The 14,482-nt window shown below is 44.9% G+C and carries 16 protein-coding genes and 1 tRNA gene; 9 read left to right on the top strand and 8 right to left on the bottom strand.

Annotation, left to right across the window (positions count from 1 at the left end; all coding sequences use genetic code 11):
• Positions 1 to 85 precede the first annotated feature (85 nt).
• Positions 86 to 1,117 (bottom strand): serine/threonine-protein kinase, encoded by a 1,032-nt coding sequence (locus tag ACYVD4_RS30535; RefSeq protein WP_460952082.1) that lies wholly within the window; start codon positions 1,115 to 1,117, stop codon positions 86 to 88.
• A 388-nt stretch (positions 1,118 to 1,505) separates the two neighbouring features.
• On the opposite strand from ACYVD4_RS30535, the gene ACYVD4_RS30530 reads away from it, so the two are divergent.
• Positions 1,506 to 2,051, top strand: a complete 546-nt coding sequence (locus ACYVD4_RS30530) for an RNA polymerase sigma factor (protein WP_460952081.1) — start codon at positions 1,506 to 1,508, stop codon at positions 2,049 to 2,051.
• Here the strand turns inward: ACYVD4_RS30530 and ACYVD4_RS30525 are convergent.
• From ACYVD4_RS30525 to ACYVD4_RS30515, 3 genes are all read right to left on the bottom strand, one after another.
• Positions 2,048 to 3,523, bottom strand: a complete 1,476-nt coding sequence (locus ACYVD4_RS30525; RefSeq protein WP_460952080.1) for a TonB-dependent receptor — start codon at positions 3,521 to 3,523, stop codon at positions 2,048 to 2,050. The genes ACYVD4_RS30530 and ACYVD4_RS30525 overlap by 4 nt on opposite strands.
• Before the next feature lie 108 nt (positions 3,524 to 3,631).
• A complete protein-coding gene (locus tag ACYVD4_RS30520) occupies positions 3,632 to 5,044 on the bottom strand; it encodes a S41 family peptidase (protein ID WP_460952078.1) in 1,413 nt (470 codons plus the stop codon).
• Between the two features lie 82 nt (positions 5,045 to 5,126).
• Positions 5,127 to 5,480, bottom strand: coding sequence for a YraN family protein (locus ACYVD4_RS30515; RefSeq protein WP_460952077.1), 354 nt, complete (start codon positions 5,478 to 5,480; stop codon positions 5,127 to 5,129).
• 102 nt (positions 5,481 to 5,582) lie between these two features.
• Between ACYVD4_RS30515 and lipB the strand changes: the two genes are divergently transcribed.
• The 6 genes from lipB (at position 5,583) to ACYVD4_RS30485 (ending at position 11,194) form a co-directional block, all read left to right on the top strand.
• The gene (lipB, locus tag ACYVD4_RS30510) at positions 5,583 to 6,371 is read left to right on the top strand and encodes a lipoyl(octanoyl) transferase LipB (protein ID WP_460952076.1); all 789 of its coding nucleotides are present in this window, start codon (positions 5,583 to 5,585) and stop codon (positions 6,369 to 6,371) included.
• Positions 6,372 to 6,397: 26 nt separating this feature from the next.
• Positions 6,398 to 6,802, top strand: a complete 405-nt coding sequence (locus ACYVD4_RS30505) for a hypothetical protein (protein ID WP_460952074.1) — start codon at positions 6,398 to 6,400, stop codon at positions 6,800 to 6,802.
• Between the two features lie 83 nt (positions 6,803 to 6,885).
• Positions 6,886 to 7,623, top strand: a complete 738-nt coding sequence (locus ACYVD4_RS30500; protein ID WP_460952073.1) for a 3'-5' exonuclease family protein — start codon at positions 6,886 to 6,888, stop codon at positions 7,621 to 7,623.
• Positions 7,624 to 7,710: 87 nt separating this feature from the next.
• Complete coding sequence (rnr, locus tag ACYVD4_RS30495; RefSeq protein WP_460952071.1) at positions 7,711 to 10,173, top strand: ribonuclease R; 2,463 nt, start codon at positions 7,711 to 7,713, stop codon at positions 10,171 to 10,173.
• An 81-nt stretch (positions 10,174 to 10,254) separates the two neighbouring features.
• Positions 10,255 to 10,326: transfer RNA gene (locus ACYVD4_RS30490), tRNA-Arg, on the top strand.
• A gap of 184 nt (positions 10,327 to 10,510) precedes the next feature.
• Positions 10,511 to 11,194: a phage integrase SAM-like domain-containing protein gene (locus ACYVD4_RS30485; RefSeq protein WP_460952069.1), complete on the top strand. Its 684-nt coding sequence runs from the start codon at positions 10,511 to 10,513 to the stop codon at positions 11,192 to 11,194.
• Here the strand turns inward: ACYVD4_RS30485 and ACYVD4_RS30480 are convergent.
• From ACYVD4_RS30480 to ACYVD4_RS30465, 4 genes are all read right to left on the bottom strand, one after another.
• A complete protein-coding gene (locus ACYVD4_RS30480; RefSeq protein WP_460952068.1) occupies positions 11,191 to 12,078 on the bottom strand; it encodes an IS3 family transposase in 888 nt (295 codons plus the stop codon). The genes ACYVD4_RS30485 and ACYVD4_RS30480 overlap by 4 nt on opposite strands.
• A gap of 5 nt (positions 12,079 to 12,083) precedes the next feature.
• Positions 12,084 to 12,395: a transposase gene (locus ACYVD4_RS30475; protein ID WP_460952067.1), complete on the bottom strand. Its 312-nt coding sequence runs from the start codon at positions 12,393 to 12,395 to the stop codon at positions 12,084 to 12,086.
• Between the two features lie 298 nt (positions 12,396 to 12,693).
• Entirely contained in the window at positions 12,694 to 12,999 is a 306-nt protein-coding gene (locus tag ACYVD4_RS30470; RefSeq protein ID WP_460952065.1) for a hypothetical protein, read from the bottom strand.
• Positions 13,000 to 13,022: 23 nt separating this feature from the next.
• A complete protein-coding gene (locus ACYVD4_RS30465) occupies positions 13,023 to 13,328 on the bottom strand; it encodes a hypothetical protein (RefSeq protein WP_460952064.1) in 306 nt (101 codons plus the stop codon).
• A 107-nt stretch (positions 13,329 to 13,435) separates the two neighbouring features.
• Between ACYVD4_RS30465 and ACYVD4_RS30460 the strand changes: the two genes are divergently transcribed.
• Together ACYVD4_RS30460 and ACYVD4_RS30455 are read left to right on the top strand one after the other, a co-directional pair.
• Entirely contained in the window at positions 13,436 to 13,645 is a 210-nt protein-coding gene (locus ACYVD4_RS30460; protein WP_460952063.1) for a helix-turn-helix domain-containing protein, read from the top strand.
• A 130-nt stretch (positions 13,646 to 13,775) separates the two neighbouring features.
• Positions 13,776 to 14,450 (top strand): hypothetical protein, encoded by a 675-nt coding sequence (locus ACYVD4_RS30455; protein WP_460952061.1) that lies wholly within the window; start codon positions 13,776 to 13,778, stop codon positions 14,448 to 14,450.
• The last annotated feature ends 32 nt before the right edge of the window (positions 14,451 to 14,482 follow it).

Here is a 14,482-nt window from a genome sequence, read left to right as displayed (position 1 = left end):
GAGCCATGTAATAGCATACTCGACAGGCGATGATACGTTTAACAGAATACTACGTAGCATAAATTATTGACGTACTAGGTGCCAATTACACAAACCATATTCCACAGACCAGCAACAGACTTGCAACGACCGGAATAAGCCAGGCTTTCCGGGCTACTTCTTCCGGTTTGTTGATCACGATATAGGTACAGGTTTCTGATGATACAACCAGCGTAGGCGAAGTAGCTAACGGTTTAATTGTTGTCTCTTTAGGTACACGACGAAGGGCAGACCTGAAATTTGACAGTTGTACTCTCTCCTGACCGGGAACAATTTGCCGGAGTACCTCAATCAACTGCTGAGCTTCCCCAAATCGCTTATGCGGTTTCTTCGATAGCATTTGCTCCAGTGTACTATTTAGCAGGGGAGGCATATTGGCTAAAAAGGGCGGTTGTACGCGCATCACCTGATTAATAATCTGCGAAATCGGCTTGACATGAAAAGGTGTTTTTCCCGAGAGTAACTTATACAGCACCAGACTGGCAGCGTATAAGTCCGACAACGGAGTTATGGGATTTCCCTCCAGCAATTCGGGAGCCATATATTGAGCTGTATTCACCAGTTCAGTTCGTAGCGAAGCTGTTTCAGGGTTGAGGTTAACCAGATGCGAAAAGCCAAAGTCCATAATCTTCACCCTACCATCATCGGTCAGCATCAGATTCGTAGGTTTCAGGTTACGATGTAGTATTTTTTGCTGGTGGGCATAGTTTAATCCCTCCAATACCTGAAGTATAAGCTGAACGGCCTGATTTACAGGTAACGAGCTATAACGACGAATGAGACTTTCGAAGCTTTGTCCCTCAACAAGCTCCATAACCATGCAATAATCATCGCCGTCTCTTAATACGTCGTAAAGAGCTGTGATGGAAGGGTGCTGAATTTCTCTGGCATCAATGGCTTCGCGCCAGAAGCGTGCCAGCGTTAATTCGTTATCGAGCAAATGTGAGTAGACTATTCTAATCGCCACAGCGCGGTTAAGATGCATATCGATGGCTCGATATACAGGGCCTGTACTCCCTTGCGCAAGCTTGTGTTCTATTTTATACTGATTATGGATAACACGTCCATATTGATTCATAGATCCGCGATATGTTCCTGGTTAGTAGATTTAGCATTCTTCTGGAAAAGCAATTTGGCGTTATTGCCACGTATAAAAACCTGAATCAATTTCTACCCAGATTGATTACTACGTCCACGACGAATTTCTAAACCGTTTTCCAAAATATTAAAACTAATAGAAACGTATTCAAGGATTTATTAATTGGTATGTAACAAATATTTAATTCATTAATCAATCAGCATTATAAATTACCAACATTTATAAACTTTATAGCTGCTTTTTATATTATTCGAAGAATTAAAAATAATTAATGTCTTTTTAGTGGATTTTTTGTTACCAAATTTAAAAATACACGTCAAAAAGACAATTAAACTTAACTAAACTACCCGACCCATACACCAATTACATGCACACTTCACTAACGGACGAACAAATGATTCGTCAATATCTGTCAAGTCAACCATCCGATTGCTTCGAAACACTTTATAACCGCTACGTAAAAAAGGTCTATCAGCGCTGCCTGTCAATGACCAAAGACTCTGAAAAAGCGCAGGACTTCACCCACGACATTTTCCTGAAAGTATTTGACAAACTAGACGCTTTTCAGGAACGCTCTACCTTCTCGACCTGGCTTTATTCGATTGCCTTCAATTATTGCTCCGATCAGTTACGCAGATCCAAACGGCTTCAAATGACATCGATGGATGAAAATCCGTATTACGACATGGCCGAATCAAGAGACGCGCACCTCCACGAAGAATCCATTCAGTTAGTGAAAAAGGCGATGCAGACACTATCGACCAGTGAGCAGCAATTACTCCGCCTGAAATATGAAGATGGTCTGAGCATCGATGAACTAGCCCAGACCTATAATATCAAAAATAGCGCGGTGAAAATGCGACTCAAACGCTCCCGAGAGAAAGTGCAACGGGTTTACGCGCAACACTATTAATTACTGGATACTGTTTGTTCTTCTACCTGCTGCTGGCGCACCTGCTGCCCGATGGGTACGTATTCAACTTCGCAGGGATAACCGAACAAGCAGTTCGATTTTATTTGCTCGACAACGCGTTCGGGCACCATTGTTTCCCAGCCATCTTCGCCACGCTGAATCATCTCCAGCACGTTGTCGGTAGAGATGTGCAGGTTTTGCTCGTTGAAGTCAGTAATGTCTTCAATTTTGTCGTTACGTACCAGATATTGAAATAGTGGCTCCAGCGTGGGTGGAAGCTTGAATTCATTACAGGTATATAGCGCCCCTTCTTTCAGTGTCGGATAAACAAATAGCTTCACTTTGCGGCTAAACAACGTAGCGAAGGATTCCAGAATGCCACCCGGCAGAAATTCATAGTGCCCTTCCTCGAATATGTATTCGAGATTCGGAATACCGATAATCAAACCAATTTTAAGGCGGGTTAGTCGGGCCAGATAAGCAACCAGTTTGTAATATTCCAGATAATTGGAAATCATTACCGTTTGCCCCATTGAGCACAGAATATCGACCCGGTCCAGAAAGTCTTTCTCATCGATTCCCTGCTCATTTGCTTTCAGATTATGTAACGTCAACTCGGCCAGTGAAACCACCCGATTTGCATCAACATCGGGTTCGTCTTTAAACTGCTTCAGGCCATTTTCCATCATATCTAACTGCACATTCGTCAGCGGCCTTAACCGCCCCCGCATCACCAGAATATGCTTTTTGTAAAGCGCTTCCGATGGCTGTAAAACCTGCCCATCGGGGCCGAACAAAGCAGCATCGGTAAAGCCGTTTTTTACCAGATGCAAACTCATCAACCGATTATCGACATCTGTAAAATCGGGGCCATTGAACCGAATCATATCGATCTGGATACGTTCCGGAGCAAGATCATCCATCAACGACAGAACCAGCGTTTCGGGCGATTTGGCATAATAATAACAGCCATAAATCAGATTCACTCCAATTACGCCCAGCGCCTGTTGCTGAAGAATATTTTCATTATCGGTCATTCTAACGTGAATAATTACGTCGTTATAACCTGCCTGCGGATTCAACTGAAACCGGCAACCAATCCAGCCGTGCGCTTCGTTCGTTTTCTGGTAATTTAGTGCTACAACCGTGTTTGCAAATGCAAAAAACGTGGTATCAGGGCCACGTTTCTCAGCTAATCGCTTCTCCAGCAGGCTGTATTCTTTACTCAACATTTTAACCAGCCTTGATTCCACTACGTAGCGTCCGCTCTCTTCAACACCATAAATCGAGTCGCTGAAAGTCATGTCATAAGCCGACATGGTTTTAGCAATGGTACCCGACGAACCGCCGGCCTTAAAAAACATAGCGGCCGTTTCCTGACCGGCACCGATTTCAGCAAACGACCCGTAAATACGTCGATCGAGGTTAATACGTAGTGCTTTTTGCTTCGTACCTATATTCTTCTCGTACATAGTGTTGGCGGAATGATTATCCTAAAGTTACAGTATTAAACGCCAAAAGCAGCCTTTAGGACTGCTTTTGATGTAAAATAATACAATTTTAACAGTAGCCCTCCGGTGTTAATAATTGACGAACATATTACCTCCTCCGGCCTTATCATCAAGCGACGTAGAAATAGTTGGCTGTATATCAGTATCTACCGCCCGACGTGCTTTTCGCGTACCCGTAATCTGGTAAACGGCTTCGCTGAGCATTGATTCAGTAAGATCGCCCAGTGGTTTCAAACCAAGTACTGACTCTCTTACCTCAACCGATGGCTTAAAACCATCTCCATAATCAGCTAGCCCCTGTGCGTTCACAATTTTGAACGTAATGGGCTGCATACCCCACTTTATAGCACCTGTCTTTTCGGCAATGGTAATGGAACCAACGTTTTTACCAACCGTAGTTGTGCCAATCGTTATTACGTTCATATAAGGACGTAGTCCGTTAATAATCAATTCACTGGCCGATGCGGTACTGTTGGTTGTCAATACATAGAGCCGGGTCAGATTAGAGCCAATATTGGTCGATTTTGATACAAACGTCTGATTTCCCCAACCAACTCCATACTGCTTGTCACGGTCGGCAGTTACGATGCCGTTCCATTTCTGTGAGCAGAACACTTTCGAAGCATCCACATTTTTACCGATCAAACTTGCCAGATTAATGGTCGAACTAACTGCCCCTCCCCGATTGTAGCGCAGATCAAGAATCATCTCGTTTACGCCTTTCTGCTTCAGTTTACCAAACACATTATCCAGCTTCCGATCATACGTATTATCAGTACTGCCATCAGCCTTATATACACCCGGCGTAAACTGGTTGTACACTACGTATCCAATTGTTTTTGAGCCGATTGTGTATGTCGTATCGAGCAAAACTGGGTCTTCCTGAAATACAACGGCCGTTACCTGTTTGGTTTGATCCGTATCAACCAACGTACCATTTTTTACCTCAGCAAACCCGAACGTAAAGGATTCGTTACTGCTCGACAATAGTTGTGCGTAGTTTGTTCTGGCCAGCGCCTGTCCATTCACTTTCGTAATAATGTCGCCCCGTTTTATACCCGCCTTGGCTGCCGGAGAACCTGGCAATACGTAAAGCACGGCAGCACCAGCTGAAGTCTGAGTTTGGTCGCGAAAAAATATGATGTATTCAGCACCCGTCGTTTTGCTCTGTCCGCTTAATGATGCTTTCAACTCATCGGCACTTGCCTGAATCCATGAAAACCGATCACGGTCAGGATTGGCGGTGTTGGCGCGGTCGTAAATCAGCGAAGCAAAAAATTTATCAGGAGCCAGCGATTTATCAGGATTGGCAGGCAACTTGTCATTCCAGAAATAATACGTCTGCATATTTTCCAGAATCCAGTTATTTACCTGCTCATCACCAGCCGGTGATACATCAGCTGGTTTTCGGCACGAGGCTATCAAAAAAGTGCTAATTGCAGATAGAATCAGCGCCGAGCGTCGGATAATTTGTTTATTCATGCGAGTTTGTTGATGCACTGACCAGCAGCTATTTAGTAAACGAATTTTTCGCCTAAATGATTGCTAAACAGCAACAGGGCGTTCAGCAGAATGCATCTTCAATGTGCTTTACACGCATTTGATTGTCGGATAATGTAATGGCGATAATATCGAACCGAACGTCATACATCCAATCATTCGCAAAAATGTATTCTTCGGCAGCGCGCATCACCAGTTTCGCTTTCGTATACGACACAAATTCTTCCGGATTGCCGTAATTCAGATTAGTTCGGGTTTTAACCTCAGCAAACACCAGCAGTTCACCCTTGCGGGCAATAAGGTCGATTTCCGCGTGTTTATAGCGGTAGTTATGGGAGATAATTTCGTAGCCTTTTTCGCGCAGATAACGCATAGCTTCGGCTTCACCCTCTTTGCCAGTTTCGTTGTGCTGGGCCATTCCTGATGGTTGGGTTATAGGAAGAACGAACAAAATCAAGTCGCTCCGGTGTTAAGTTATTACGGAGAGCATCGGCTAACAGATTTGTTCGTCCGTAAAAAAATGAATAGTCGCGCCAATAAACAAGTTGAGGTTCAGAAATTAGGGGTAATCGAGTATAAGCAAGCCTGGGACGAGCAGGAGCGTCTGTTTACGGATATTGTGAACCGGAAACTTCTGAACCGAACCCTTCCCGATCAGGAGCAACAGTTTACGCCGAATTACCTGTTGTTTTGCGAGCACCCACCTGTTTACACAATGGGCACCAGCGGCCACGCCGAAAATCTGCTCATCGATCAGGACCGTCTTACAACCGAACTGGGTGCTACGTTCTTCCGTATACGTCGTGGTGGCGACGTAACGTATCATGGCCCCGGCCAGTTGGTGGGTTATCCAATTCTGGATTTGGATAACTTTTTTACCGACATCCACCGCTACATGCGTTTACTGGAAGAAAGCATTATTCTGACCCTCGCCGATTACGGTTTACAGGCTGGCCGTATCGACGGGCTAACGGGGGTGTGGCTCGATTATGAAACCAACGTAGCAGAATCGCCGGGAGGGCGTAATCCACGCAAAATCTGCGCGATGGGCGTAAAAGCCAGCCGTTGGGTAACCATGCACGGGTTTGCGCTGAACGTAAACACAGATTTGCGTTATTTTGACCATATTATCCCCTGTGGTATTTCCGACAAGGCCGTTACGTCGCTGGCAGCCGAACTAGGTCAAGAAGTACCGTTGAATGACGTAGCGGAGCATGTGCAACGGCATATGGCCGCTTTATTCGAAATGGAATTAGTAACGCCAGAAGTTCGGAAGTCGAGCGTTCTGGTAGCAGAAAATGGAGTTTAGCGGATACAGTCTCCGCGTTTTTAATAATGAAAAAAGACATTCAATTTTTGCCTGTTGAAGGTGTACAGGTAGTAATAGCTCGTAAAGAAAATCTGACCGAAGGATATGACTGGCAGGTTTTTCTGATAAACCAGAATGACGTAACAATAACAAACGTATTTGTTACGTCGAAGGGATACGGCCAGAAAGGAGATGAGGAACAACAAACCTCAACGCTACGTCATTTTTTTGCCGAAGTAGCACCAGCATCGTATGAAGTTGTCGAAACCATTATGCCCGATGTGTTTCATCTGAACAACGAATACTGGGTTAGCTACTTTATGGGTGACCAGATTTTCGATAAGAAGTTTATCTTCGTGCCTGACAGTATTGTCGATGAAAATCTCGTTCGGATTCCCTTTTTAGGATTGGAAGGAATTTTGCACGACTAACGTAACGCGGCCGGGTTGGCGTTCTGGCAATCTGTCCGCATTTGCCAATAACGTAGCGGATCGCACGTCCGCGTTAGAGAACTATGCCGCAGCCCGTCTCCTGGAAACGTCGACTCAAAAACTTTCTATTCATCGACCTCAAAACAGTGGCCGGTGAACCTTCGCTCATGACCGTTGACCCGCGTCTGCAACGGCAATGGGAAGAAAAAAGCCGCTTCTTCAAAAATGAAGATGAGCTTTCGCCAGCCGGTTGGTACGACCGCCGGGCGTCTTTCTACGCAGAGTTTGGCAAAATCATCTGCATCAGCGTGGGCGGGTTATTTTTCGATGAAGACGACAAACCTCATCTGAAAGTCAAGCTGCTGAGCAACGATATCGAGTTAGCCATTCTGGAAGAATTTCTAGTAATCATTAACAGATATCCGCCCGGCGAGTTAACACTTTGTGCCCATAACGGTAAAGAGTTTGATTTCCCGTATCTGTGTCGCCGATTGATGGCTAATGGCCTGCCACTACCACCGGCCTTACAGATTTCGGGAAAAAAGCCCTGGGAAATTACCCATAAAGACACGCTCGAACACTGGCAATTTGGCGACAAGCGACATTTTGTACCGCTCGATTTGCTGGCCGCCGTTCTGAACGTATCGTCACGCCCGCTTGAGTGGACAGGCGACCGAACCAGCGAAGTCTATTACCGCGAGCACGACTGGCCACGTATTGAACAATATGCCCGCGACTCAATGGTTATGCTGGTGCAAGTTTATCTAAAAATGATAGGCGCGCCCATCGTAGCCGAAGAACACATCGTACTGAGTGATTGAGGAGCATTATTGTGTTTTCTCAGCTTCCTCCGATCACACAGTATTTATTCATTTAATTCAACCTCGCTGTGAAGCGGGGGAAACACCATGAGAAACGGAAAACCAAAACAAAATAAATATAATAAACCCGCATCAGGGCGGCCCACTTCCGGGCGTTCAAACTCATCGCATCAGCGGGAAAAAGGGCTGGAAAAATCAGCCCGGACACAACCAGTTAAACAAGCCAATACGTTTCTGGATGAATTGAAAAACGACCTGATGGCGTTTTTTCAGATTAACGACGACCGGTCGTTTACCCGTGAACAGGTTCTCGACCATTTTGACACAAACGACCGTCAGATGAAGCTCATTATGCACGGACTGATTGGTGAACTGACAGAAGAAGGTTCATTAGTACGTCAGCCCGACGGCAGTTACAAAGCCGATGCCGACGCTAATCTGATAGAAGGTGTTGTTGACCACGTAAATTCCCGGTTTGCCTTTGTTATTCCTAACACAGCTACGGGCATCCGTGGGGATCGAGATAACGATATTTGGGTATCGACCGACGATCTGGCCGGAGCTGTAGATGGCGACCGTGTGCGTGTAGTGCGGTTTACAGACTCGCGCAATCGTGGCCGACGTATCGAAGGCAAAGTAGCCAACGTAGTAGAGCGTGGGCGCACCGAATTAGTAGGCCGAATTGAAGTTTGGCCAACTTATGGCTTTGTCATTCCCGATAACAAGAAGATTTACGAAGACATCTTTATTCCGGAGGATAAACTGGGCGGTGCTAAAGACGGCGAAAAAGTAATTGTTCGCCTAACGAAATACCCAGAGCCAAACAGCCGCAAAAACCAGTTCGAAGGAGAAGTTCTTACGGTGCTAGGTCAAGCGGGGCAGAATAATACTGAAATGCACGCTATTCTGGCCGAGTTTGGCTTACCGATTCATTTTCCGGAAGACGTAGAGCAGGAAGCCGAACGAATTGCCACAGAAATTGGTGAACAGGAACTGGCCAATCGACGTGATATGCGCGAAGTTACTACGTTCACGATTGACCCCGTCGATGCGAAAGATTTTGACGATGCGTTGTCAGTAGAGTTATTGCCGAATGGCAACTACGAAATCGGTGTTCACATTGCCGATGTAACGCACTACGTTCGACCCGGTTCGAAGTTAGAGGCTGAAGCGTACAAACGTGCTACGTCGGTTTATCTGGTCGACCGGGTGGTGCCGATGCTTCCCGAAAAACTCTCGAACGGCCTGTGTTCACTACGTCCGAATGAAGATAAACTGACATTCTCAGCCGTTTTCGAGTTAACACCGAACGCGAATATCGTCAACGAATGGTTTGGTCGAACTGCTATTCACTCAAACAGACGGTTTGCCTACGAAGAAGCGCAGGAGATTTTAAACAACAACAGTGGCGATTATCTGGAAGAGTTACGGCTGCTTAATGAACTGGCTTATAAGTTACGTGACGAGCGTTTCCGAAACGGCGCCATAAACTTCGAGACACCGGAAGTACGTTTCCGACTCGATGAAGATGGCGTACCCATAGCGGTTTATCCCAAGATTCGGCAGGACACGAATAAACTCATTGAAGAATTTATGTTGCTTGCCAACAAGCGTGTAGCGGAGTTTGTGCACCTCCTCTCGAAACGGAATAAAAATCGTGAAGAGAACGTAATGGTTTATCGGATTCACGAAGGTCCATCTGAAGATAAACTACGTAGTTTTTCAGATTTTGCCCGACGTTTAGGTTACAAACTAAGTGTCGACGAAGCGAATCTTTCCAGTTCGATGAACCGATTTATGGAAAGTATTGAAGGCAAACCCGAAGCCAATATGCTACAGCAACTGGCGGTACGTACCATGTCGAAGGCGCGTTATAGCACTGAAGATATTGGTCACTTCGGATTAGCTTTCCGTCGATATTCGCATTTTACGTCACCCATTCGTCGCTATCCTGATATGATGGCCCATCGGCTTTTGCAGCATTATCTGGATAAAGGCAAACCCGTTGATCGCGACGAATACGAAGAGAAATGTAAGCATTCGTCAGAACGTGAGCGTATGGCCGCTGAAGCCGAACGAGCCAGTATCAAATATAAACAGGTCGAATTTATGAGCCGTATGGCCCATGATCAGGTATTTGAAGGGGTTATTTCGGGCGTTACGGAGTTTGGTTTCTTTGTCGAAATCACGGAAAACAACTGCGAAGGTCTGGTACGTATGCAGGACTTAACCGACGATTATTACGAATTCGACAAGGACAATTACCGGATCGTTGGTCAGCGCCATAAGAAGATCTACACATTTGGTGACCCAGTGGTTATCCGCGTAAAAGAAACGAATCTGGCCCGACGTAGTATGGACTTCGTCCTTGTCAGTGACAAAGCCGAACGACACTCTAGTGGTATGGACTCAGGAAGTGGACGCGCTGCACGACGTAGTGAAGGTCGCAACTCCCATTCATCTTCTTCACGTAATGACAGCCGATCAGGTCGAAAAAAAGGAGTGGCTCCCAAAGGTGAAAACCGACGTGGTGGTCGTGGACGTCGTTGAAAAAGAACATCTTGATTTTTGAATAAGCTTGCATAAAAAAGGGTAAACAGCTATATTTGCACTCCCAAAATGGGGCCGACTGCTCCCGTAGTTCAATGGATAGAATTATGGTTTCCGGTACCATCGATAGGGGTTCGAATCCCTTCGGGAGCACAGAAAGTTAATTAAGGCTAATTCGCTAGAGTAAACAATTACTCATAATCAGCGAATTAGCCTTTTTTCTTTATGATACTTTACAGAAAATAGTAAAGTACGATTAACTAAATCCGTCCCCTGTTCCGTCCCCTTTGTTAAGATTTATTTGTAACTTGGTCCTGACCAAACCGAGTAAGCCTTAATGAAAACCGTTTCCGACCAGGATATTAAATTCCTGCTCAAAGATGTACGTGCCGAACGGCCGACGCTTATAAACCTCGTATTTCGCTACAATAACGGCCGTTTTAAGACTTCTACAGGCTTAACGATAGAGCCCTACCTTTGGGATTCAGAGCGACAACGTGCTTTTACGAATCAGAAATCCAGAATCGCCCGAGAGCCTTTTGAGACGCTGAACGCTAATCTCGAACGGTACCGCTCTGCCCTTAAAACAGTTCTAAGTCGGCTGCAACTGGCTAAAGTTGCCTTCTCTAATGATATCATCAAACAACAACTCGATTCGGAGTTAGGGCGAATAAAGAAACCAAAAGTTGAGCCGGTAAAAATCGAGGAGGAAACGTTTACAGCATATATAGAACGCTTTGTTGGTTTAGCTCAGGCTGGCTTGCGGCTCAATGCCCGTAGTGCCCGGTATTCTGAATTTACCTTGAAAGGGTATATCAAGCTCAAGCGGCTATTAGAACAATTTCAGGCCGAAACAGGGAACTCTGTTAATTACGAAGCATTCAGCCTCGAGTTTTACCACGCTTTCAAATTGTGGTTAACTAGTCGCGGCTTAACGCTCAATTATGTTGGCTCCCTCATGAAAGATTTAAAAGTGATGCTCAAACAGGCTTATGCCGATGGTGTCTTAGCCCCCTATTAACTGGACAGATTTTCTGAAAAGGTTGTGTCGTAAACTAGCTGTGTTTCTTCCCATTTCTGTTGAGGTGTTATAAATCCAATCGAACGGTGAAGCCGATGATGGTTGTAATGGGCAAAATAACGCCCTAACATTTCTTTGGCCTCATAATAGCTCTCAAATACATCGCGCTCAATCACATCATGTTCCAGAATGCTGTGAAAAGCTTCAATGTACGAGTTCTCTTCAGGGGTGGCCACATGCGTGAATTCCTGCTTGATCTCGGAGCTTTTCAAAAAGTTGCGTACCGAGTGAGCAATGAATTGACTGCCGTTATCATTGCGCAAAATGACGCCCTTCAGTTCATGATTCCGGTTTATTCGTCGGAAAAGATTGATTAAGTCGATCTGACGAATACTGCCCTGGAAGAGCCAATCCAGAATTTTGCGGCTGTACACATCAATGACACTCAACAGATAGTAATTCCGCCGTTCCCCTTGCACCCAAACGTATTTGATATCCCAGCATAAGTATTCCAAGGGCTTGGTCGCTACAATTCGTCTGAATTTAACAAATTCTCGCTTGCCCGTTGGTCGGATTACTTTGCCTAGGAGTAAATTATGCTCTTGCATAAGCCGGTACACTTTTTTCTTGTTGATCAAGTATTCTTTTTTCAACTCGTGGGTGATGTATTCGTAGCCAAGGGCATTGAACTCAACATCCAGCAATTGCCGAATACTGGTCACTACCTGTTGATTGTCTACCCACGATCCATCCAGTTTCATGGTTACGTGGCTGGGTCGTGCTCCAGGCCTACCGGATTGAGGTTGGTAATAGGACACGCTCCGAGGCACGCTCAGCCACTGGCATAACAGGGTACGACTTACTTGCTTTTCAAACTGTTTCATCAGGGCTAGCTTCTCCTGGAGTGAATAGGTGTTTTTTTTAGTAGCTCACCTTTGATCTCCAGTTCCAGCGCTTGTTTGGCTACAATCCGCTTCAGGCGTTCATTTTCCTCTTCGAGTGCCCGTAGTTGGGGATCGACGCGTGCATAGGCATCTTTCAGACCTTCTTTGCCTTTGCTCAAATACTTCAATCGCCACTTGCGCAGCAACGAAGGGGATAAATTGTATTTTCGACAAGTCTCGGCATGGCCGTCACGGATGGCTTCCTGGACGATGGAATAACGGTCTTCGGGCGTAAAGCTCCGCCTAATTTTGCTCATGATTTCTGAATGTAGTAGGACTAAACTGTTTTTGCAATTTTGTCCAGTCATTCAGGGGGCTAAGACAGTTACCAAGGAGCGGCATTACGTTAAGGTTCGGGCGGCTTCGATTGATCGGAGTATGAAGCGCGTAAAGGTAAATATTAGCCTCAGGTTCGGGCCTTTTCTTTTATCTTCATACCGATACGTATAGGCGGAACTAACAGCGATATAGCTGGAAAATTTTTGCCTATAAAAAGGCTAGAGTCAAAGATCAAGAGAGTTTTATTTTGTTCTCTTGCCAGTCAGCTTATGGTTTTTAAAAATGTGAGAGAAATTCGTCGAGGTAGGCGGGTAGGATTCTATAGTCGCCGGTTGTTACTTCCTTATGTCGGAGCCGATGTACCCGGCCTTTCGCATCCTTACGGCCGTTTTTGATGAACTCGTGAATCATTTGGCGCGAGTAGCCGATTTTCTCGGCGGCTTCTGCAACCTTATAGGCGTGTTTGTGCGTATTTGCCTGTACTTCGAGTTCGCGAATACGTTCGGCGAGCGGTTCGACGACCTGAGCGAGCATTGCTTTTAAATCTTCCGGCGAGCCAGTATATAGTGTTGTAGCAGTCATATGGCAAATGGTTTTGTTGCAATTTAGAAATATGCTAGAAAGTCATCGAGATCGGCCGGTAAGACGCGAAAGTCATTCATCGAGATTTTGCGATGTTTAAGCCGAATCATTCTGTTTTTTTTATCCTTGCGGCCGACGTGGATAAATTCTAAAACGAGTCGTTTCGAGTATCCGATCTTTTCGGCTACCTCACTAATTTTATAGGCGTGCTTGTGGGTATTGGCCTGAACTTCGAGCTCTCGAATCCGATCAACGAGCGGCTCAATAACTTCCTCTAGCATAGATTTTAATTCTTCAGGAGAACCTTCAAATACTGTTTTAGCTTTCATAGAAATTGTACTTATTTACTCTAGGTTTAGGCTTAAACTTGACACTTATTGATAGTTATATATATATTTGTCAAGAATAATATATACTTCAACAAAAGTAATAAGCTATGTCAGAAACAACAAAAAAAGTAGGTCAAGCAATTAAACAGGCTCGGATTTCGCAAGGACTTACCCAAAAGGAGATGGGTGAAAAAATGGGCGTAAGCGAGGCTACTTTTAATCGATACGAGACCGGCAAACAAAATCTAACAATTGATACACTTCAAAAGATTGCAGACGCTTTAGAGAATAAGCTCAATATTACTTTTAATAAGTAGTAATTTTTTTTGATTTAGAACTTGTTATATATTGTAAGTTTCATTAGTATTGTATCATAAAAAACCCCAACGCTAGTTCTTGGAGGAGTCAGCGAAGGGGGTATTGTGACACATAAAACCGTTAAATTCTATGACCACTTTACAAACTTACATGCCCCATGGAGGTTATGCAACCTCATATACACAAAAGGCTCACATTTCGAGCCTAAATGTTCCTGAGCGTGATAATCGGTCGCCTCGTGTTAGTGCCGAATTGAAAGGGCTTGACTTAGACAATCTTGAGCGAATCATCGACGAGCGAGTTAAGACAAATCCGATAATCCTCGATTCGCCTCTCGACGGCCTTGCCATTTTACGGGACTTGTCACAACATCCTGACGAGGAGAATTTCGATTGTCATTATGCAATATTTCTCAGAGATCAGCAGGTCGTTGGAATCACTTGCCTCAACAGAGAAGGCGAAACAGATTCGATTTTTGAGGGCGAGTACTTACCGCCTAAGTTGTTAAATACCCGCTATCTTATGACGCTTGCGGCTGAATGCAGAGCTACGTCGGTTTTGCTGGCCTCCTCGCGCCATTTTACAGCAAACAACGTATTTGATTCGGCAGAGCTTGACTATATAGCTACAATCGAAAACGCGCTCTCAATTTTCAGTATAAAGCTACTTGATTGGCTGATTATTATTCCAAGCGAAAATAATAGTTGGCGTTGGCAGCTTGAAGAGGGAGAAAGTCTTTATCGAGTAAATCAATGGCTGTTCACGGATTTTGGAGTCCGTTATGCTGAAATTGCCCTAGCATAATAGAAAAGGTGTTTATTCATACCCAGTTTATA

The organism is Spirosoma daeguense, from assembly GCF_054776875.1.
Note: the sequence above shows the minus strand (reverse complement) of the source record. Positions and strands in the feature narration are given on the sequence as shown.